Origin of the sequence: Catellatospora bangladeshensis, from assembly GCF_016862575.1 — a bacterium.
GTDB classification, from domain to species: Bacteria; Actinomycetota; Actinomycetes; order Mycobacteriales; family Micromonosporaceae; genus Catellatospora; species Catellatospora bangladeshensis.
In genome coordinates, this window is record NZ_BONF01000011.1 from 1 (window position 1) to 21653 (window position 21653).

General features: G+C 69.5%; 13 protein-coding genes. 5 read left to right on the plus strand and 8 right to left on the minus strand.

From position 1 onward, the window contains the following. On the minus strand, window positions 1-224 hold a 224-nt coding region (locus tag Cba03nite_RS10830; RefSeq protein ID WP_203744833.1), incomplete at its 3' end, for a hypothetical protein. Window positions 225-405: 181 nt separating this feature from the next. On the opposite strand from Cba03nite_RS10830, the gene Cba03nite_RS10835 reads away from it, so the two are divergent. Further along, entirely contained in the window at window positions 406-1659 is a 1254-nt protein-coding gene (locus Cba03nite_RS10835; protein ID WP_203745389.1) for an IS701 family transposase, read from the plus strand. A gap of 599 nt (window positions 1660-2258) precedes the next feature. On the opposite strand, the gene Cba03nite_RS40275 is transcribed toward Cba03nite_RS10835, so the two are convergent. Beyond that, window positions 2259-2768 carry a GNAT family N-acetyltransferase gene (locus tag Cba03nite_RS40275; RefSeq protein WP_275411572.1) on the minus strand — a complete coding sequence of 170 codons (510 nt, stop codon included), beginning with the start codon at window positions 2766-2768 and terminating at the stop codon, window positions 2259-2261. After that, the gene (locus tag Cba03nite_RS10845; RefSeq protein ID WP_308442752.1) at window positions 2731-3555 is read right to left on the minus strand and encodes a transposase family protein; all 825 of its coding nucleotides are present in this window, start codon (window positions 3553-3555) and stop codon (window positions 2731-2733) included. Before Cba03nite_RS10845 ends, Cba03nite_RS40275 begins: the two co-directional genes overlap by 38 nt. 606 nt (window positions 3556-4161) lie before the next feature. Between Cba03nite_RS10845 and Cba03nite_RS40280 the strand changes: the two genes are divergently transcribed. Beyond that, window positions 4162-9924: a ThuA domain-containing protein gene (locus tag Cba03nite_RS40280; protein WP_203745390.1), complete on the plus strand. Its 5763-nt coding sequence runs from the start codon at window positions 4162-4164 to the stop codon at window positions 9922-9924. Window positions 9925-10042: 118 nt separating this feature from the next. On the opposite strand, the gene Cba03nite_RS10855 is transcribed toward Cba03nite_RS40280, so the two are convergent. Beyond that, window positions 10043-12883, minus strand: a complete 2841-nt coding sequence (locus Cba03nite_RS10855) for an AfsR/SARP family transcriptional regulator (RefSeq protein WP_203744839.1) — start codon at window positions 12881-12883, stop codon at window positions 10043-10045. A gap of 248 nt (window positions 12884-13131) precedes the next feature. Between Cba03nite_RS10855 and Cba03nite_RS10860 the strand changes: the two genes are divergently transcribed. Next, window positions 13132-14235 (plus strand): DUF8189 domain-containing protein, encoded by a 1104-nt coding sequence (locus Cba03nite_RS10860; protein ID WP_203744841.1) that lies wholly within the window; start codon window positions 13132-13134, stop codon window positions 14233-14235. A 183-nt stretch (window positions 14236-14418) separates the two neighbouring features. On the opposite strand, the gene Cba03nite_RS10865 is transcribed toward Cba03nite_RS10860, so the two are convergent. Then, on the minus strand, window positions 14419-15579 hold the full coding sequence (locus Cba03nite_RS10865) for a branched-chain amino acid ABC transporter substrate-binding protein (protein WP_203744843.1): 1161 nt from the start codon (window positions 15577-15579) through the stop codon (window positions 14419-14421). Between the two features lie 385 nt (window positions 15580-15964). On the opposite strand from Cba03nite_RS10865, the gene Cba03nite_RS10870 reads away from it, so the two are divergent. Beyond that, window positions 15965-17458: a GGDEF domain-containing protein gene (locus Cba03nite_RS10870; RefSeq protein WP_239125638.1), complete on the plus strand. Its 1494-nt coding sequence runs from the start codon at window positions 15965-15967 to the stop codon at window positions 17456-17458. Between the two features lie 349 nt (window positions 17459-17807). Here Cba03nite_RS10870 and Cba03nite_RS10875 read toward each other — a convergent pair whose 3' ends face one another. Further along, window positions 17808-18875, minus strand: a complete 1068-nt coding sequence (locus Cba03nite_RS10875; RefSeq protein WP_203744845.1) for a hypothetical protein — start codon at window positions 18873-18875, stop codon at window positions 17808-17810. A gap of 423 nt (window positions 18876-19298) precedes the next feature. Between Cba03nite_RS10875 and Cba03nite_RS10880 the strand changes: the two genes are divergently transcribed. After that, window positions 19299-19898, plus strand: a complete 600-nt coding sequence (locus Cba03nite_RS10880; protein ID WP_203744846.1) for a HEAT repeat domain-containing protein — start codon at window positions 19299-19301, stop codon at window positions 19896-19898. A gap of 12 nt (window positions 19899-19910) precedes the next feature. On the opposite strand, the gene Cba03nite_RS10885 is transcribed toward Cba03nite_RS10880, so the two are convergent. Together Cba03nite_RS10885 and Cba03nite_RS10890 are read right to left on the minus strand one after the other, a co-directional pair. Then, on the minus strand, window positions 19911-20963 hold the full coding sequence (locus tag Cba03nite_RS10885) for an alpha/beta hydrolase (protein WP_203744847.1): 1053 nt from the start codon (window positions 20961-20963) through the stop codon (window positions 19911-19913). Further along, window positions 20963-21382: a hypothetical protein gene (locus Cba03nite_RS10890; RefSeq protein ID WP_203744848.1), complete on the minus strand. Its 420-nt coding sequence runs from the start codon at window positions 21380-21382 to the stop codon at window positions 20963-20965. The genes Cba03nite_RS10885 and Cba03nite_RS10890 overlap by 1 nt, the downstream gene beginning before the upstream one ends. Window positions 21383-21653 lie beyond the last annotated feature (271 nt).

Below are 21653 nucleotides of genomic sequence, written 5' to 3' on the forward strand. Positions count from 1 at the left end.
GGCACCTCTGCAAAGTCGAGGATTCGTTCGCGACTGGTCGGGTCAGCTGGCCGTAACTCCAAGGGCTGGTATGACCCGCGCAGCTTGACGGCCCTGACGCCCACGAACAGGACGGAAAGGTGCTCGGTGTCGCCGCTGCGGGCAGGAGCGCGAAGCAGCAGCTGCGAATGCCCGACACCGAACTGCCAAGGTACGAAACGATGGTCAAGGATGATCGGGTCCACCGGGCAAGGATGCCTGCTTCTGCTGGCCACCGTCCAACGGGCGGCATGGCCTGGGTAAGCCGGGGTAGGTGACCCCGGGCTCGCAGGCGCAGCCACCGCGAGATCATCGTCTGTTGTGGACAAACTGAATAGCTTCGTGGTGGCCGCTGGCCATAGCGTAAACCCTGCCGCGTGGTGGCAGGTGTTCGAGGACGTGCTGGCCCGCATCGGCGCACGCTTCGCTCGCGCAGAGCCCCGACGGACCATGCGGGAGCTGCTGCTGGGGCTGCTCGCGCCGATCGAGCGCAAGAACGGATGGTGGCTGGCCGAGCAAGCCGGCCACCCTGGACCCGACCGGATGCAGCGCCTTCTGCGTACCGCGGTGTGGGACACCGACGCCGTCGCCAGCGACCTGCGCACCTTCGTGGTCGAGCACCTTGGCCACCGCGACGGGATCCTCGTCGCCGACGAGACCGGCTGCCTGAAGAAGGGCGTGCACTCGGTCGGCGTCCAGCGGCAGTACTCTGGCACCGCCGGACGGGTGGAGAACTCTCAGATCGGGGTGTTCCTGGCCTACGTGTCCCCACTCGGGCGGGCACTGCTGGACCGGCGGCTGTACCTGCCGCGCAGCTGGTCGGACGACGAACGCCGCTGCGCGGTAGCCGGGGTCCCTGATGAGGTGCTGTTCGCGACCAAGCCCGAGCTGGCTCTCGCGATGGTCGACGCCGCGATCACCGCCGGGGTCCCGGCCAGGTGGTTCACCGCGGACGAGGCCTACGGCCTGGACCCCGCGCTGCGTGCCGGCCTGCGCGAACGGCGCATGTCCTACGTCCTGGCTGTGGCCTGCAACATCCAGGTCAACACGACACCGGTGCAGCGTGAACGCGTCGACCGGGTAGCCGCGCTGCTGCCCGAACAGGCATGGCAGACCCGCTCGGCCGGGCCCGGATCGAAAGGCCCCAGGTTCTACGACTGGGCGTGGGTGCACATCCACGACCAGGCCGAAGGACGCCACAGTCTGCTCGTCCGCCGCGGTAGCGACGGACAGTTGGCCTTCTACCTGTGCTGGACTCCCGAACCGGTGCCGCTGGTGCGACTGGTCACCGTCGCGGGCAGCAGGTGGTCGATCGAGGAGGCGTTCCAGACCGCCAAAGGCCAGGTCGGGCTCGACCAGTACCAATGCCGAGGCTGGGTCGCCTGGCACCGATTCACGCTCCTGGCCATGATCGCCCTGGCCGTGCTGACCGTCATCACCATCACGCAGCGACCCGCCGCCAGCAGCCCCGACGTGATCGACCTGACCCTCGCCGAGACACAACGCCTGATCAACGCCGCGATACCGACCGCCGCCACCCTGGCCGCCGTACTCGCCTGGTCACGATGGCGACGACGACACCAAGCCGGGGCCAAACGAAGCCACTACAAGCGGCGCTCAGAACCCGCTACCAGCGCATAAGCGCTATATGCCGCTGCCGTACCAGCACTGCCCCGGGCCGATCGGCGCTAGCCTGGCTACATGAGAGGGGTCAGTGCGATAGCCGCCGGTTCGGTCGGGTTTCGGGCCACTCCCCGGGGTGCTCATCAAGCCGTTGCGACCAAGCGCCAAGTCGTGGATGCAATCATCTCGCTAACAGTGTTGGGCTCTAGGTTGAGACGCAACACGGGTTCGGTGCTGGGCGGAATCTAACGGGCCATCTCCAAGTCGTTATCGGCTGGCGTGAAGATTCAACTGGGCCGGCAACATCCTGTGGCGCGGGAAGAGGCAGAACCCAAAAATAAGCTCGACCTGTACCGGAGCCCGCGGCTGAGGCTACGCCCGAGCCAGCTCCTAGTGGACCACGGGAGCTCAGTCTGGAACCCGCGCCAGAACGACCTGGCCGCGCACATCGGCATCGACAAGGTCTAAGGCCTGCGCCGGCTCGACTGATGCACCTCGACTCCGCGTCGATCAACCCGCGCCTCCCGCGTCCGGCGCGACGACAACGAGAACTCCATGACAAGTCAGCAGATGCGGGCAATGGAAGACAAAGATTTAGAGCGTTATTAAATCGATTTTCATGAGATCGTGAACACCACGTGTCGAACGATCAGGCCACTGCCGTCGTCGACATAGGGCTCGCCCGAAACGCGCGCACCGCAGGCGACATAGAAGCCAACGGCAGACTCGCGGGCGTCGGCCCACATCACGAGCTCACCGGAGGCGCGGGCCAGAGCCGCGACCGCGGTGAGCAGCCGCCGCCCGTGCCCTCGGTGCTGGTGTGCCGTGTCGACGGCCATCGCCCAGAAGTAGCGCGCGGGAACCCCCGGTTCGTCGGGGCACGGCCACCTGACATGGGACACCACCGCCGTGACGATATCCCCCTGACGAGCGCTAGATGGCCGGCGCCATCGCTGTCTATGCGCGTTGTCGGCACGGCCCAACCGAGCACCTCCTACCGCAGCCGATACGTTGTCTCCGCAGCGACATCCACCAGGTCCATCCGGCCACCCTAGTGCGGCGCGGGGAATGGGCGCCTTGGATTTATGATCATGAGGTCCGGTAGATTTCGAGCTTCGTGACGGCATCAAGGAACGGCGGGAACTTATCGAGTAGACCGCGGTATCCGGTGGCCAGGAGCCGCCAGTTCCTCAGATGCGCGATGACGCGCTCGACGCTGGCGCGGCGCGAGGCGATCGCGCGGTTGTAGTCGCGTGCCGATTCGGTCAGGGTCTGGCCTTTCTGCCTACGAACGGGTACGCACAGGCCGGTGCCGGTGTAAGCGGTGTCGGCGAAGCCCCCGGGTCCGCCGTCGGCATGCAGCCTGCCCTTGAAGATCGCGGCGAGTCCGGACTGACGCCAGGCCTTCGCGTCGTGCATCGCGCCCGGCTGCGGTGCGCCGGTGAGCACGAGCCGGCCGTGGATGGAGCCGACGACCTGGATGTTGAACCCGCACCGATGGCGCTTTCCGGAGTACATGCCTGAGGTGTACGTGTCCTTGCGTCGATCGCCGGTCGGGGCGACGAACCCGTCGACGCGGACGGTGGAGCGAAGATCCCGGTCGGCGGCCCGCTCGGCGTTGGGGGTGAGCACCGTGGTGATGACGGGCGTGAGCCGGGTGATCAGACGGGACACCGTCGGCCGCGAGCAGCCGAACAGCTCGGCAAGTAGTGCCTGGGACAGGTTCTGGCGCAGGTAGAGCAGACCACCAGCACCGTGCGGTAGGGGCTGACAGCCCGGCGGCGGTTTGGGTCCAGGCCGGCGTGGGCGTAGACGTCGAGCACGAGCCGGTCTACTTGATCGCTGGTCAGGCCCGCCATAGTGGCTACCCGCGACGGCCTGTCCGCGAAGATCGCCTGTGTTGTCACAAGCCAGGTGATCTACCCGCGGACGGCCGTCGCGTCCATTACCGACAGATTACAGCTTGATCAAGGAGGCCCGTACTTGCCATCGATGACGATCGAGTGAATAACACTCTTAGCGATCAGCGACGGTGACGGCTTGGCCGTCACCGGGGACCCAACAGCTGTCGAGTGCTTCCCCCAAGCCGTAGGACTCTTACCGGTCAGACGAGGCGGAGCTGCGCCGAGAGCCCGTGACGCCGCCGAGCGCACTATCGCTGGCCGAAGCCGTACTGGAAGAGATCATCTTCGGAGTTTGACCGTCGGGCGACTCGATGGTGAGTGGTCGTGCCCGGCTTACTCGGGTCCTAAACGGATTGTTCAGGCAGGACTCTGTTGTACCAGGCACGTTATCGAAACGTTACGCAATTGGTCAGCATCAATCTGACCATAACTTCGATGGCGACGCTAGTTTGTTCAGTGCGTGAACTATTACCTCTCAGCTGGTCTTCGGCGAGCCGCGGAGGGGCCCGCAGTGCTGTCCAGACATTGGAGACTCTTCGTGTCCTCACGACGTCGTAGCCGCACCCATCCGAAAATCAGAGCACGATCTCTCCTCGGATCGGTGCTCGCGCTCGCTATGACCGCGCTCGCGCTTGCCGTCGGGCAGTCGCCCGCGCAGGCCGCCCCGGCAACCACCCATCAGGCCAATGCGGCCCTTGCTCCGTTCTCGGTGCTGGTCTTCTCCAAGACCGCCGGGTTCCGGCATGATTCCATTCCCGCCGGTATCGCAGCAATCCAGCAGCTCGGCGCCGACAACGGGTTCACGGTTACCGCGACGGAGGACGCCAGCGCGTTCACCGACGCCAACCTCGCGCAGTACGCGGCGGTGATCTGGCTGTCGACCACCGGTGACGTGCTCGACGCCGCCCAGCAGGCGGCCTTCGAGCGCTACATCCGCGCTGGTGGCGGTTTTGCCGGTGTGCATTCCGCCTCGGACACCGAGTACGGCTGGGCCTGGTACGGCAACCTGGTCGGCGCCTACTTCTCGGCGCACCCGAACAACCAGCAGGCGACCATCAAGGTCGAGGACCCGTCGCACCCCTCCACGGCTTCTCTACCAGCGCAGTGGTCGCGGCTCGACGAGTGGTACAACTTCCAGGCGAACCCGCGCAGCAAGGTGCATGTGCTGGCCAGCCTGGACGAGCGGTCCTACTCGCCGGGCACCGGTGCGATGGGCGCCGACCACCCGATCGCGTGGTGCCACGACTATGACGGCGGCCGGTCCTGGTACACCGGTATCGGGCACACCATCGCGTCGTACACCGAGCCCTCATTCCTGGCCCACCTGCTCGGCGGCATCCAGACGGCGGCCGGCGCGCTCGACTCCGACTGCAGCGCGTCGCTGACCAGCGGGTACGAGAAGGTGACGCTCGACAGCAACACACAGAACCCGATGGAGCTGGACATCGCGCCGGACGGCCGGGTCTTCTACATCGAGCGCGACGGCCGGGTGCAGATCATCAAGCCCTCCACCGGCACCACGGTGACCGCCGTCGACCTGGACGTCTTCACCGGCAACGAGGACGGCCTGATCGGAATCCGGCTGGACCCGAACTTCGCCACCACCAACTGGGTCTACCTGTACTGGGCGCCCAACGACGGCATGACGCGCAACCGGATCTCCCGGTTCACGGTCAGCGGCGACAGCATCGACCTGGCCAGCGAGAAGGTTGTGCTGGAAGTGACGACCCAGCGCGCCACCTGCTGCCACGCCGGCGGTTCGATGGTGTTCGACAGCGCCGGCAACCTGTACCTGGCCACCGGCGACAACACCAACCCGTTCGAGTCCGACTCGTTCACCCCGATCGACGAGCGGGCCGGGCGCCAGAACTACGACGCCCAGCGCACCTCCGGCAACACCAACGACCTGCGCGGCAAGATCCTGCGCATCCACCCGGAGGCCGACGGCACGTACACCATCCCGAGCGGGAACCTCTTCCCGCAGGGCACGGCGATGACCAGGCCGGAGATCTTCGCGATGGGCTTCCGCAATCCGTTCCGGATCGGCATCGACGCGAAGACGAACACGCTCTACGTGGCCGACTACGGCCCGGACGCGGGCGCGGCGAACCCGAACCGCGGCCCGGAAGGCACCGTCGAATGGAACATCGTCCGGCCCGGCAACTACGGCTGGCCGTACTGCCACGGGGCTAACTACGCCTACAACGACTACACCTTCCCCAGCGGACCGTCCGGCCCGAAGTTCGACTGCGCGGCGCCGGTCAACAACTCGCCCAACAACACCGGTCTGACCAACCTCCCGCCGGCGGTCAGCGCCACCGTCGACTACGACTACAGCGGCAACCCGCTGTTCCCCGAGATCGGCGGCGGCGGCGCGCCGATGGGCGGGCCGGTCTACCGCTACGACCCCGACCTGGACTCCCAGCGCAAATGGCCGGCGTACTACGACGGCAAGGCGATGGTCGGCGAGTGGAACCAGAACAAGATGTACGCGTTCCAGGTCGCCGCCGACGGCAAGTCACTGGTCGACATCAACAACATGCTCAGCGGCATGACCTTCCTGCGGCCGATGGACTTCGAGTTCGGCCCGGACGGCGCGCTCTACCTGATCGAGTGGGGCACCGGATTCGGCGGCAACAACGGCGACTCCGGGATCTACCGCATCGACTACATAGCCGGCGAGCGGGCCCCCATCGCGGTCGCGACCGGCACACCGGACTCCGGACCGGCGCCGCTCACGGTGCAGTTCTCCAGCGCCGGATCGCGCGACCCGAACGGCGGGGCGCTTAGCTACGCGTGGACGTTCGGTGACGGCGCCACCTCCACCGCGGCCAACCCGTCACACACCTACCCCGCTGCCGGCAACTACACCGCGCAGCTGACCGTCACCAACACCGCCGACCGCACGGCCGTCGCGAACGTGACCGTCACGGTCGGCAACACCGCGCCCACCGTCACCATCTCGTTCCCGCCCGACGGCGGCTTCTTCGAGTGGGGCGACCAGGTCAAGTACACCGTCGCGGTGACCGACCCGGAGGACGGCACGATCGACTGCTCGAAGGTGACCCTGCAGTACTACCTGGGTCACGACCAGCACGCGCACCCCCTGCAGTCGTACACCGGATGCACCGGCACCGTGCAGACGTCGCTGGCCTCCGGCCACGGCGCCGACGCCAACGTGTTCGCCGTGTTCGAGGCCACCTACACCGATGCCGGTGGGGTCGGCGGCGCCAACCCGCTGACCGGCAGGGCCATCGAACAGCTGCAGCCCAAACGCAAGCAGGCCGAGTACTTCACCGCCACCGGACGGGCCCCCGACGGCGTCGGCGGCGGCGACCCGGGCGTGCAGCTGGAGACGACGACGGACACCGCCGGCGGCTTCCAGAACATCGGCTTCATCGAGGACGGCGACTTCTGGTCGTACGCCCCGGTGAACCTGACCGGTATCGACGCGCTGCGGTTCCGGGTGGCGTCGAACACCGCCGGCGGACGCATCGAGGTACGGGCCGGCGCGGCGGACGGGCCGGTGCTCGCCACCGCGACAGTCCCGGGCACCGGCGGCTGGCAGACCTTCACCGACGTCACCGCGACGCTCGGCAGCCCCAGCACGGTCACCGGGCCGCTGTTTCTGGTGGCGAAGAACCCGGCCGGCGACACCGGCACGGGTTCGCTGTTCAACGTCAACTGGGTCGACTTCCTGGGACGCGGCGTGACCGACAACGCGCCGCCGGTGGTTACCGCGTCGGCGACGCCCACCACCGGCACCGCGCCGGTGCTGGTCACCTTCACCGGCTCGGCGACCGACGCCGAGGGCGACAACCCGCTGACCTACCAGTGGGAGTTCGGCGACGGCGGCACCGCCGGCACCGCCGACGCCACGCACACCTACACCACCCCCGGCACGTACACGGCGACGCTGACCGTGACCGATACGCGCGGCGCGAAATCGTACGCCAACGTGGTCGTCAGGGTCGAAGCGCCGAACAACGCCTGCCTCGGCGCCCGGTCGGACAACTTCGACGGCACGGCGCTGGACAAGGGCCGCTGGTCGGCAGTGGTCCGGGAGAACCAGCTCTACTCGGTCGCCGGTGGCACGCTGCGGCTGCCCACCGCGGCCGGTGACCTCTACGGCAGCCGCAACGACGCGACCAACCTGATCCTGCAGCCGGCGCCCGACGATGCCTGGCAGGCAACCACCAAGGTGTCCGTCACCGTGGCGGCCGACTACCAGCAGGCCGGCCTGATCGTGTACGGCGACGACGACAACTACGCCAAGCTGGACCTGCTGTACGGAGGCTCCAGGAAGTTCGAGTTCATCCGGGAGACCGCCGGGTCGCCGCGCAACGGCTCCGCCGACGCGGTCAACGCCCCCGCAGATCTCGCCAGCACGGCCTACCTGCGGTTGATCAGTGACGGCGTGAACCTGACGGCGGCCTGGTCAGCTGACGGCGTGACGTTCGCGCCCGTCGGGCAGCCGGCCGAGCTGGCCGGCATCGTCAACCCGAAGGTGGGCGTGTTCGCCCTCAACGGCGGCACCACCGCGCCGGTCGTCGACGCGGCGTTCGACTGGTTCCAGGTCACCCCGGACGCTCCGGCCGGGCCGATCGACCCGTCCGACGAATTCACCGGGTCAGCCCTGGACCGGTGCAGGTGGGACGCGGTAGTCCGCGAGGACGCCACCAAGTACCGGCTCGCCGGCGGCAAGCTGCAGATCGACGTCCCCAACGGGGACATCTATACAGCCAGCAACACCGGGCCCACCAACTTCATCCTGCAGAACGCGCCGTCCGGTGACTGGACGCTGGAGACGAAGGTGGACGGCAGCCAGCTCAACGAGCAGTACCAGCAGGCAGGCCTGCTGGTCTACCTCGACGACGACAACTACCTGAAGCTGGACTACATCGTCGACAACACGGCAGGCTCCCCGGTCAGCCGGCGGATCGAGTTCCGCAGCGAGATCGCGAGCGTGGTGCAGAACCCGCAACCTGGAATCACCAACCTCACCGACGCGGTATGGCACCTGCGACTGGCTCGGGTGGGCAGCGTCTACACGGCTTCCTACTCGGCGGACGGCACCACCTGGACGGCGCTGGAGCCGCTGACCAACACGGCCGTAGGTGACACACCCAAGGTCGGGCTGTTCACCCTCGGCGGCAACCAGACCGCGTCGAAGCCGGCAAGCTTCGACTACTTCCGGATGACCACACCCGGCGCCGGTGACACCACCGCGCCGGTCACCACGGCAGCGGTAACCGGCGCGGCCACCGCCGGCTGGTACACCGAGTCGCCGACGGTCACCCTGACCGCCGCCGACGAGGCAGCCGGCAGCGGCGTCGCCAGCACCCAGTACCAGCTCGACGACGCCACGACCTGGACCGCCTACACCGAGCCGCTGCTGATCAGCGGGACGGGAACGCACCGGCTGCGCTACCGCTCCACCGACACCGCGGGCAACGTCGAACAGGCCAAGACCGTCGAGGTGAAGGTCGACACCACGGCGCCGATCACCACGGCGACGTTCGCACCGGCCAACGACGACGGCTGGCACGCCGGGCAGGTCCCGGTGGTGCTCGCCGCCACCGACGCCGGAGCCGGCGTGGCCAAGCTGGAGTGGTCACTGGACGGCGGGCCGTGGACGCCCTACACCGAGCCGGTCAACATCGGCGGCGACGGGCAGCACGAGCTGCTCTACCGGGCCGCCGACGGGGCAGGCAACGTGGAGACCCTGAAGTCCGCCATCCTGAAGGTCGACGGCGACCACCCGACCGTCATCGTGGCAGGGCTGGCCGACGGCCAGCTCTACGGCGACAGCCAGGACGTCCGGGTCACCTTCCAGGCCGTCGACCCGACCTCCGGCATCGCGTCGGTCGTCGGGACGCTCAACGGCGCGCCGTACGCGACCGGCACCCTGCAGGCCATGTACGAGCTGCGGCTCGGCCTGCACGAGCTGACGGTCACCGCCACGGACAAGGCCGGCAACAAGACGGTCTCGACAGTGCGGTTCTACGTGACGACCTCGTTCCGGGACATGCAGAACCTGCTGGACCGGTTCAAGGCGACCAGCCGGCTGTCGGCCAACGCGCACAAGAAGCTGACGGCCAAGCTCACAGCGGCCCGCCAGTCCGAGGCGAACGGCAACGACACCAAGGCCATCAACCAGCTCAAGGAGTTCCGCGCGCTCGCGTTGAACGCCTCGCTGGTGCCCGAGGCCGAAGTCCGGGCGGTACTCGTCCGCGACACCGATGCCATGATCATCAGGCTGGGCGGCACACCGCCGACCAACGCCGGGGTCAAGGCCAACGGCGGCACGTCACTGGCCGGCGTCGGCCGGCTGGACGATGACGCCGTCCGCATCGGCAAGAACGGCCGCCTGAGGTAGCCAAGCACCAGCTGGTACGAGGTCGCGCCGTCACGAATTCCGTGGCGGCGCGACCTCGTACCCCGTGGTTCTCCAGGCAGAGATCGACGGGCAGCGCCCGTGCCTATCTGCTAGGTGTTCACTCCGTAAGACTGTGTCCCGACACCGCCACGATGCTGTTGCGGGCCAGCACCGCCCCCCAGCGCGCCGAAGCGGTCGGCGCCGGCAGGCCCAGCTCGGCCATCGCCGCCGCGTACCGGTCGTACCCCCGGCGGGCCTCGCCGTACCGGCCCGCGTCCAGGTGCACGGTCACCAGGTCGCGGTGGGACTGCTCGTCGTAGGGGTCGTGGCTGAGAATCCGGAGCAGGTAGCGCACCGCGTCATCGCAGTCCCCCGCCCGGCGGCTCAGCTCGGCGAGGACCCGGGTCACGTGCAGGTACACCGCGCGGGCCTCCTCCCGCAGCGCGTGCAACCAGGTGTCGTAAGGGTCCCCGGCGAACACTTCGGCGTAGCCGGCCTCGGCGGCCCGGAGCAGTGGGGCGGCCTGGTCGGATGCCCCGCGGGCGTGCAGGCGCAGGCCGTGCCGGGCGTCGTCGAGGAAGGCCTCCACGTCGATCACCAGCCGGTCGAGGTTGAGTGCGAGGTTGGTGGCGTCGGCGGTGATGAAGTGGTCGGTGGCGGCCCGCCGGCCCGGGTCGAGCACGCCGCGGAGGATGGACAGCAGTGCGGCCAGCCGGTGGCCGACCTTGTCAGCCTCGTCCGGGGTGGGTTCCCAGAGCAGTTCGGTGAGCTCCTCCCGGGACGTCGGGCGGCCGCGGCGGGTGATCAGGATCCGGAGCAGGTCGCGGGCCTTGCGGGACTGCCAGCTCGCGGCCGGCACCGGCTCACCGTCGACCAGCACCCGGAACTGGCCCATCACCTGGATCTGCACGACCGGACCGTCCGCATCCGGCACCACCACGTGCAGTTCGGTGAGCCGGCCGGCGGCGAGGCGGGCCTGCGACTGCTCGTCGGCCGCCGCGCCGGGCAGCCGGCCGAGCGCGACCCGGACCAGGTCCGCGTAGACCTCGGCGCCGGCGTCACTGTGGATGGCCAGCGCCTCGCAGTACGCCTGGCGGGCCTCGCGGGGGTCGGTGCTGGCCGCGCCGCGCAGTTCCAGGGCCTCGGCGAGGCCGCCTGCGTCGCGGTGTGCCCGGGCGGCCGCGGCCGCGTTCTGGGCCCAGTCGACGGCGGTGGCGAGATCGCCGGCGGCGAGTGCCACCCAGCCGTGCGCGAGCTGCGCCGGACAGAGCAGCGGGCCGGTTGCGAGCTCCAGCGCCCGGGCGGCGTGTCCGGTCGCCCGGGCGGGGTCTTCGGCGGCGAGGGTGCGGGCCAGGCCGGCCAGGGCCGGGATCAGGCCCAGCCGGTTCTCGTCCTCGGCCGCGGTGCGGGCGGCCTCCTCGAAGGCGGCCAGCGCCTGGCTGGTCCGGCCCCGCAGCCGATACAGGATGCCGAGCCCAGACAGCGGGTAGGAGACCTTTCTGGAACCGATCTTCTGGTACGCGGCCACACAGCGCTCATACGTCGCGACCGCCTCGTCCAGCCTGCCGAGCTGGGACAGCAGGCTGGCCTGGTTGCCGAGCCCGAGGGCCAGGATGGCGGTGTGCCCGATCCGGTCGGCGGCGGTCACGGCCGGGGTCAGCACCGCGAGCGCATCGGCGTACCGGGCCTCGCGTTCCAGCGCGACGGCCAGGTTCGTCCGGATCCGGATCGCCTGCACCACGTCACCGGCGGTCTCGGCCAGAGCGAGGGCCCGCTCGTAGTGGGTGTGCAGGGCGGCCTGGTCACCGTCGAGGTTGGCCACCAGAGCCAGCGCCACGTACGCCGCCGAACGGGCCCGGGGGTCCCCGGTCGCCTCAGCCGTCCCATGCGCGCGGTGCGCGGCCGCCCGGCTCGCGGCGGCGTCGCCGGCCAGCCAGTGTGCCGCCGCGGTCCAGGCCAGCAGTTGCGCCTCGTCGGCCGAATCGGCGCCGGTGAGCCGGCCGCGGCGGAGGACGGCCAGGGCGTCGCCAGAGGTGCCCGCGTAGTACAGTGCGGCGCCGTATCGCCACGCGAGCCCTGCCGGCAGCTCCTCGCAGCCGTCGTCGAGCGTCGCGTACGTGTCCACGGCGGCAGCGGTGTCACCGGTGATCGCCAGCGCCTCGCCGAGCAGCAGGGTGAGCCGTTCGTCGCGGTGGCCGGCGGGCAGGGACCGGATCGCGGCGGCGACGTCCACGGCCGCCCCGCCTGCGAGCAACGCACTGCCGGACCCGCTGAGCAGCGCCGCGCAGCTGTCGGGGTCCTCGGCGGCCAGATGCAGGCGCAGGGCTTCGGCGGACCGGCCGTGCCGGACATGCCAGTCGGCGGCCGCCCGGAGCACCCGCGGCCGGGCCGGGTACTGGGCGCGGACCACCGCGGCCAGCAGCGGCACCAGCCGGTACCACTGATGGTCCGGTGCGGCCGGAACGACCAGGCCGAGCCGCGCCAGCCAGGCCAGGGTCCGCCCGGCGTCACGGTGGCCCAGCTCGCGGGCCATCGCGGGGGAGATCGCCTCGATCCGGGCGCAGTCCGTCACCAGGCGCCGGGCGACCGCCGACAAGGGAGCCAGCACCTCGGTGCCGACGTACTCCGCGATGGGGTTGCCCGGCATGGCCAGCTGATCGGGTCCGACGCGGCTGTCGGCCAGCGCCGCACCGGCCAGCAGCACCAGGGCCGGCCAGCCGGCCGTCAGCTGGTGCACGTGCGTGGCTTCCGGCTCGGCGATGCCGTGCCGCTGGTGGAGCAGCCGGATCGTGCGCTGCTTTGACAGGGCGAGCCTGCCCGGCCCGACCTCGACCGGAACGTCACCGGCCCACCGCAGGATCGCCGGCGTGGGCGGCTGGCGGGTCAGCAGCACCAGCCGGGCAGTCGGTGGCGGGCGCAGCGCGGGCAGCTCAGCCGCGAGGTGCAGATCATCGATCACGACAACCGGCGCCGTCGATGACGGACCGTCCAATGTCGATGGACCCAGCCAGGTGTGCTCGGCATCGCCGAGCCAGGACCGGACCGCCGTCGTCTTGCCATAGCCGGCCGCCGCCAGCACCACGGTAAGTCGACCAGTCAGCATCACTTGCCCCCCGGTGGGCCGACCCTGAAAGAAGAGTGATCCCACCGTGACGGCTCGCCGGATGCTGAGGAAGGCAACAGTCGCCATCACGATACGGAGGGACAATGAACACTCGAACGTCGGCGCTCGGCCGGCTCGCCGCCGGACTCGCCACCGCGGTGTGCGCGATCGGGTTCGCGGGTCCGGCCGATGCCGCGCCAGCCCCGGTCCACATCGGCCAGAAGATGACGCCCCCACAGACCATGGCCGACGCCGACCCCGTCACCTACGGCGCGCTCCGGGTCTTCTTCCGCAGCCCCACCGGCCGGCTGATGGAACGCTGGCTGGACGGCGACGGCTGGCACACCGCCGACCACGGCGGCGCAGACATCATCGGCGAGCCGACCGCGGTGGTGACCCCGACCGGGCTGCGGGTCTACTCCCGGTACGAGAACGGCCAGATGCGGGAGGACAGCCTGGGCGCCAGCGGAAGCTGGACCGTCGGCACGCCGATTCCCGGCCTGGTGTTCGCCAGCGACTTCGCCGCGATCCACTACGGCACGCCGCGGGTGTTCGGCCGCACTTCCGCCGGGGCACTGGTGGAGGCCTGGATCGGCTCGGACAACGCCTGGCACTACGCCGGCCACGGCGGCGCGGCCATCATCGGCAACCCGTCGGCGGTGGTCGACGGCTGGGGCAAACTGCGGGTGTACAGCCGGTACACGAACAACCTGCTCCGCGAGGACGTGCTGCCGAGCACTGCGGGGCCGTGGAGCATCGGCTCGCCGGCCGCCGCATACTTCACCAGCGACGTGACCGCGATCGTTGCGCTCGGCTCGCTCCGGGTGTTCGGCCGCAGCACCACCGGCACGCTCAGGGAGCTGTGGCTGAGCAGTGTGGCCGGCCCCTGGTCCGCAGCCGAACACGCCGGCGGCTCGATGACCGGCAAGCCGGCCGCGGTGCTCGCGTCGGGCACGCTGCGCGTGTACTCCCGGTTCGCCGGCAACGCCCTCCGCGAGGACAGCCTGGCCTGCTCGGCCTGTGCCTGGGTGACGGGCAACCCGTACGGCGCGGTGTTCACCGGCGACCCAGCCGCCATCGTCTCGGTCGGCGCGCTGCGGGTGTACGGCCGCGGTACCACGGGCACGCTGTGGGAGCTGTGGCTGAGCGGCAACGGCACCGGGCCGGCCTGGAGCGCCAGCGACCACGGCATCCCCGTGGCCGCCTAGGCAGAGTCTGGGTCGGCGGGCCACACCCCGCCGGCCCGGCCGTGACCGGTGGTTCAGGTGAGCAGCACCAGCCGACCCCGCACCCGACAGAAGATCAAACAAAGCAGGCCTGGCCACACAAAACACCGTCACCTCGACCCGATCCGCCGCGTCGCCGCCAGCCGACGCCACCTCGGTTGAGCTCTACAAGTCCGACAGGACAAACGCTCCGTGTTGGGCCCGCAGCACCAGGAAGGTCGGGTTCACCTGCGTACCGTCCCGTTGGAATTCGGATGGTCCGGACAGGAGCCGGATGTCGCCCGGCTTGGTGTCGGCGATCGCCTTCCGGACGGCCTCCCGGTCCAGGGTGCCGGCGCGGCCGATCGCGTTGATCGCGAGCCGGGCGGCGTCGTACGCCTGCATGGTGAACGGTCCCGGCTCCCTGCCGTAGGCTGCGCGATACCTCGCGGCCCACGTCGCCGCCTGCGGCATGAACTTGGCCACGGGCAGCGAAAGACCGAGGAGCCCCTCCGCCTCGGCCGGGGTGATCTGCTCGAGCAGGGCCGGGTCCGTTCCCGCGTCGGCGAGCATGATCTTGCCGGTGTAGTGGGCGGCGCGCAGGTCCCGGATCAACGCGGCGGCCTCGGAGTAGTAGCCGGTGTAGAAGACCATGTCCGCCCGCTGCTGGAGCACGGTCGCGACGACCCTGGGATAGCTCGTCGCGCCCTGGCTGACCCGCTGCCGCCCGGTGAGCGTCGTCCCGTTGTCCATCTCCTTGACGAACGCGGTCGTCTCCGACGCCAGGGTGTCGGAGAAGCTCGTGCCGTCATCCACGACGGCCACGCGCCGGACACCGAGTCTGCCCATCGCCTCGACGGCCTGTTTCGCCTCCAGCCTCGTGGTTCCGGCAAGCAGGAAGACACTGTCGTACCCCGGCGCGAGCAGATCCGTGGAATTGGCACCCGGGATGATCATCGGTATCCCCGCCGCCCGGAAGATCTTGAGACTCGGTACGGCCGCCACGCTGCACCCACCGCCCACCGAGACCGTGATGTCCTCGCTGACGAGCTGGTTGGCGCCGACCACCGCCGCACCCGGGTCGCAGGCATCATCGCTGAAGACGATCTCCACCCGGCGTCCCAGCACTCCGCCCGCCTCGTTGGCCTCCTTGATCGCCATGTTGTACGCGTCGGCCATCGGCTGGCCGGTCGGGGCGAAGTACCCGCTCAGCGGAAGCAGGGCGCCGAGCCGAACGGGTGGTGTTTCCGCTGCTTTGTCGGATTTGCCACAGCCCGCGAGGGCGCCTGTCGCCACGGCAAGCACGGCACCCGCGGCCAGCAAGCGCCGGCCCGCGCGACCGAGCACCCCCGGAAGTATCATGGCCGCAATTATTATGATTAATCCTCAAATCAGCCACCTCCCCGGCCTCGATCGCCACGCCGGAGCATTCCCACGTGGCAGCATCGACGAAGGCGCTGATGCGACATCCCGACTGGTCGACCGCCCCTTCTGGCCGCCGGTCGCGGCGCCCCTGCTCCCGCAGCGCTGATCGGCGGCCTCGTCACCGGCCCACCTGGGAGCTCGACGCGAAGCGGACGCGGCAGGGCCGACAGGACCTGTTATTGCGTCTCCGGTTCGGCCCTGGCACCGCCGCACCGGACAAAACCGGCATAAAATTCTGAGGTGCGACAGGCGTAAGGGGATTTCAGCGCAGGAACAGTTCCAGCGACGGTCGGCATGGAGGAACCTGATGTCGCAGCTGACCCTGGTGCTCTACCTAGCCACCATGCTCGCAGCGCTAGTAGGGTTCTTCGTCGCTGCACCCGACGGCCTGGTGGCCGTGCTGTGGCAGATAGCCGTCGGCTACTCGGCGACCACGGCCATCCTGGTCGGCGCCCGGCGCAACACCGGCGACCGGGCAGCCTGGTACTGCTTCGCGGTGGGGATCTTCGCCAACAGCACCGGACTCCTCGTCGAGGCCGTCGACGCCACTCTGGTCCATCCGACGGGCCTGCCCTCGGTGCCGTCGCTGGCGGACGCATTCTACCTCACCCTCTACCCCGCCTTCGCACTCGGGCTCGCCCTGTTGATCCGTAAGCGTGAGGCCCGGCGGGACTGGGGAGCACTGGTCGACGCGACCATGGTCGTCGCGGGACTCAGCCTGCCCGCATGGATATTCGTCATCGCGCCGAGCGCCGGGGACCCCACCTTGAGCATTCCCGGACACCTGGTGAGCATCGCCTATCCCGTCGGCGACCTCATGCTCGCCGCGATGCTGATCAGGCTGCACCTAGGCGCCCGCCGACCGCGTCCTCGCGCTCTGTGGCTGATGAGCGGATCACTGGCGGCCTTTCTGTGTGCCGACATCGCCTGGGCCGTCCTCCACGTGCTCGGGCAGTCACCCGACGACACCACCCGCCGCCTCATCCAGGTGACCTCCATGCTCGCGTACACCCTGATCGGTGCCGCCGCGCTGCACCCGTCAGCCCGCCAGATCGGCGAACACGACCGGCCCCCGGCCGCCCACCTGAAGATCGCCACGATCTGCCTGTTCACCGGCGCGGCACTGATCGCTCCCGCCCTGTTGATCTTCCAGGTCGCCCAGGGTCGGGTGACCAACGGCCTCGCCATCGCCGTCGGCTGCATCGCCATGGTCCTGCTGGTGGCGACACGGATGTCGCAGCTGATACGGCGGCTGGAACAGCAGGCGACGACGATCCGGGAGATGTCGCACACCGACGAACTGACCGGCCTGCCCAACCGCCGAGCCTGGACCATCGAGCTGCCCCGGGCCATCGAACGGGCCCGCCGCGACAGCGTCCCTCTGTCGGTGGCCATGCTCGACATGGACCACTTCAAGCTCTTCAACGACACCCACGGACACCCCGCCGGGGACAGGCTGCTCACCGCCTCCAGCGCTGCATGGCAGCGGCGGCTGCGCGAGGTGGACTACCTCGCCCGGTACGGCGGCGAGGAGTTCCTCGTCCTGCTACCCGACGCCGACGGTGCCCGAGCAGGGCAGGTGGTCGACCGGCTGCGCGACACCACACCCCTCGGCCAGACCTTCTCCGCCGGCATAGCGACCTGGAACGGCCGTGAAACCTCGGATGAGCTGGTCGCCCGAGCGGACAGCGCCCTGTACGCCGCCAAGCAGGCAGGCCGCAACCAGACCGTACTGGCCCTGTCGCCCAGGACCGACCCGACCGGCCAGTATCCCGCGACAGCGAGCAACCCATCACGGTGATCGGATTGCATCTCGCCCGTAATCGGTCTCGTGTCCCTCAGTACATGATCCTGATGGCGGGTGACCTGCTACTTACATGATCACGATGGCCGAGCGGGGACGGCCATCGCGGGTCGCCGCCCGGCTGAACGACGGCGCGAGGTCACAGATCCCGAGCCCCGCCATGATCGCCGGCTTCGTCAGCCCTGTCTGCAGCCGGGAGCGGCTCCATGTCGACCACGTGCCGCAGGCCCCCGGCACGGTGCGTACCTCGGCTTCCCGCTCGGGGCGACCGCGGCCGGCGGCCAGCCGCGAGTCGCACTGACCTGCCGCGCGCCCTCGGGACGTGCGGCAGTCAGCAGTTTGCGGGTTAGGCGATGTAGGCGACGTTGAGCAGCACGGCCGGGTTCGCCACGCCGGTGTTTCCGTCGAAGCAGTTGACGAGCAGATGCTCGTCGCCAGCGCTCTGCCACCAGGACTGGATCGTGCAGTACGCCGGTGGAGTGCCCATGATGCCGGCCACCGCGTGTCCCGTGAGGTGCCCGGCGCCGGGGAACACGATCTCGTACACGCCGGGAATGATCATCGTCGCGGTCGGGGCGCCGCCGTAGCTGTTGGTCCAGCCGCGCATCACCGGCACGACACCGGACAGGTCGACGGTGGCGGTGGTCCGGGCGCCGGAGCCGCCGAGCATCGCGGCCTGCCGGGCGTAGGTGAGCACGAACCGGGTGTCGACCGCCGCGCCGGTGTCGTCGAAGCAGCGCACCTCGATCACCGACGGGTCGACGACCAGTGCGGGATCGAGCGCCTGGCAGTGCCGGGCAGCCGCACCATACGGTGTGACGTGCAGGTAGCCGGCCGCCCACGGCCCCGGGCTGTCGGTCTGGAAGGCGCCCAGTTCCACCTGGTAGCGGCCGACGGCGCTGCGGAAGACGGTGATCGGCAGCCCCGCCGAGTCGTACGAGTACGCAGGCGCCGGGGTGTGCCCGATCGCCGGTGGCACCGCGTTGTCGTTCCACAGGTATCCGACGTGAACGCCGACCGGCTTGCGGTTGGTGAAGTTGACGACGAATCTGCTGTCGATCAGCACCCCGGCGTTGTTGTAGCAGCGGACGTTGATGTCCAGGTCAACCGCCGCCGGCGACCAGGACGCGACCACGCACAGGCTGTTGCTGCCGTGCGCGGTGACGTGGGCGGTCCCGCCAGGCGCCGCCATTCCGTAGAACCGCACCCGGTACGTGCCGACGACCGGTCGGCTGACCTGGATCGCTCCGCCGGTGGAGTTGTACTCGTTGCCGGTCGCAACGACATAGAGGGGGTTGCCGGGCTGGTCGGCGTAGGCGAAGCCGGCCACCTGCGGCGGTGGCACGGCATGGGCGGCGGTGGCGGGAGCGGCGGCCAGCAGCAGAGCTGCGGCGAGCGTGGCTATGGGTCTCATGCCGGTATGAGTCGGCAGGGCCCGGCAGGACAACACCTTTTCAACGTCGGTGTTCATCGGTGTGCGGCAGAGCAGCCGGAGCGCTCCGAACGGCCACGATCGTCGAGATCGTCCCCCGCCACCGCTGACCCACGGCACAACGACGGCGGAGAGGTGGATCTGCCTGACCGGCGCACGTCCGCACGCGTTCGACTTCAGCCCCGCGGCCGCGCTTCGGGGCGAGCTGCCTTACTACACAGTCCGCGAAGCCGATCAAGCCCCATGCCACCGAGTCCCATCGACACCGCGAAGGACGTGACGGCGCCGCCTACGTAGGACAGGATTGGAGTCGGCTACGCCAGTGTGCGACCTCCCCACCATGCACGAGAACCTGGCCACCGCCAGCAGGCCCGCGGTCGGCAAGATCAATGGCATCATGAGCCGATGGACGATGGTCTCGATGCCGTGATCGCCAAGGTTCTCGACTGGGAACCCGGGGCCGACGAAGCCCTGATCGCTGCCGGGCCCACCGGGGCGAAACGCGTATTCGACCTCTACTACGGCAGGGCCAGGGCGAACCTGGTCACTAAAGCCACCGGCCGGGAGCTGGGCGACGGCTGGTCGGCCGCCCTGCACATCGCCGCCTCGGTCGCGCCCGAGGAGTTCCTCGCCCACCTGCCGAGCCGCGTCGGCACCACGGAAATCGTGATCCTGGGCCACATCGACGACCCGCGCGCTACGCACATCCTCTGCGAGCAGGCTCGGCACCCGGACTACCTGCACCGCGTCAACGCCGTCAGGGCACTGGCCAAGCACACCGGCCAGGCGAGCCAGGAGGCGGTCGAGCAGGCCCTCGCCGATGAGGATCTCGTGGTGCGCAGTGCGGCGATCCGCTGTGTCGCCGACGCGGATCCCAGCCGAGGCACGACCTTGTACGAGGCATTCCTGGCCGAGCCGCGCCTCACCCCACTCCTACGGCAGGAGGCGCGGTGGGCGTTGTCCTATCTGCGTGAAGGCAGTCCTATTCCGCTTCATCCGTGGTGAGGCCGGACGGGTTCAGCCCGGCGGAGACGGCGAGGTCCTCGTCGAATCTGCGATGAACGCCGCGACGGCCTGGTTGACCGCGGCTGAGCGGATTGACTCGAACAGGTCGAAGTCGTGGTGTGCGCCGGGCAGCTCGGCGTAACGGACTGGAGCGCGCGATGCTGCGCGTGACCGTTCGGCAAACGCGCGCGCGTGCGACGCCGGTACCACGAGGTCGTTCTGGCCATGGATGACCAGCAGCGGCGGACCGTCGCGTAGCGTGAGGTCGCCGTAGTATCCGTAGCGGCCGATGAGCCCCGCAATGGCGTCTGTGCGCTCACCGACCGCCCGTATCGCCAGGTACGCGCCGGCCGAGCTGCCCGCGATGAACAGCGCCTCGGGATTGCCGCCGTACTCGGCGGCGTGCTCGCGTACCCAGGCGATGGCCGCGTGGGCGTCGGCCACCTGTTCGGCGAGGGTCGCCTGCGGCTGCAGCCGGTAGTTCGCGCTGACGCAGACGATGCCGCACGTTGCCGTGAGGTAGCGGATCAGCGGCCGCGCCTCGCGCCGTTTGTCTCCGGAGTGGAAGCCGCCGCCGTGCAGGTGCAGCAGGACCGGCACGCCGGACGGCCGGTCGCGCCGGTGGTACACGTCCAGCGTACGGCGCGATCTGGCTGCCTGTGCCGTTGGGGACGGGCCGTCGCCGTAGCTGCGGTCGGGCACCCGGACCAGATTCCCTGCGCCCTGGACGAAGGGTGCGGCCAGGATCCGTACCCACGGCCGGTGCGGCCGCCCGTCCAGGTGCAGCGCCGCGTGCGCGCGGGTCGCCCGGCCCACGATCACCCCCAGCCCGGCGAGCGCGAGCAGCGCGACACCGGCACCGACTGCCCCGGCCACCGAGTCCAGGTCACCTTCGATGAGGGCAAGCACCGTCGAAGCGACCAGGACATACCCGACGATGAAGGGCAACTCGTTGACGAGCAGGGCCGGTATCGCGCAAACCGGACCGGGTCGACGCCACCGGGTCAGCGCACACGTGACGCCCCACGACACGAGTGTCACCGTGAGCAGGTACCCGACCGGCATCAGGCACCCATCACCCGGCGCCACACTGCCACGTACGCGCGCAGGATCCACGGCACGAGCAGCAGGAAGACAATGCCGGCGAGCGCGTGTACCGCCCAGGCGCCGGCGAGCGTCGGACCGCCCCACGAGTCGCGGTACTCGCCGCTCATGCCGAACAATGATCTTGTCGGGTACGCGAGATTCACCACCACGCCGATCCAGCAGTACCCGGTCACGGCCAGCGTGACCAGATCGATTGGCACCGCGGCGAGCCCGGATAGCCTGGACCGCCGCGGCTCCCGGCGCAACAGGGCGGTCGCGACCAGGCGCTGCGCTTCGCCGCCGTCCACTACCGCCCACACGGCGAGAGGAACGGACAGCACGACAAAAAGCGCGTACCGGTACGGCTCTGCCGACAGAGGCAATCTCCACCATGGCATGCCGCTCAGCCTAACGACGGTCGACAATGGACAGCGAAAACCGCCAGATGACCCGATCGACTCCGACGTGGCCATAGTGCCGGTACGCGCGAAGGCCTACAGCCTCACGGGCGAGCCTGTTCGGGAACTGCATCTGTTCGACGGCGACCGGTTCTTCACCCACAACGCGTAAAGAGCGCCTGGTGCCGATAGCATCGACCAGCTCAACGACTACCCCACGAAGCTCGCAGATCCCTGCGGCCGTCAAGTGAGGTGCCCTCATCATGGCGAG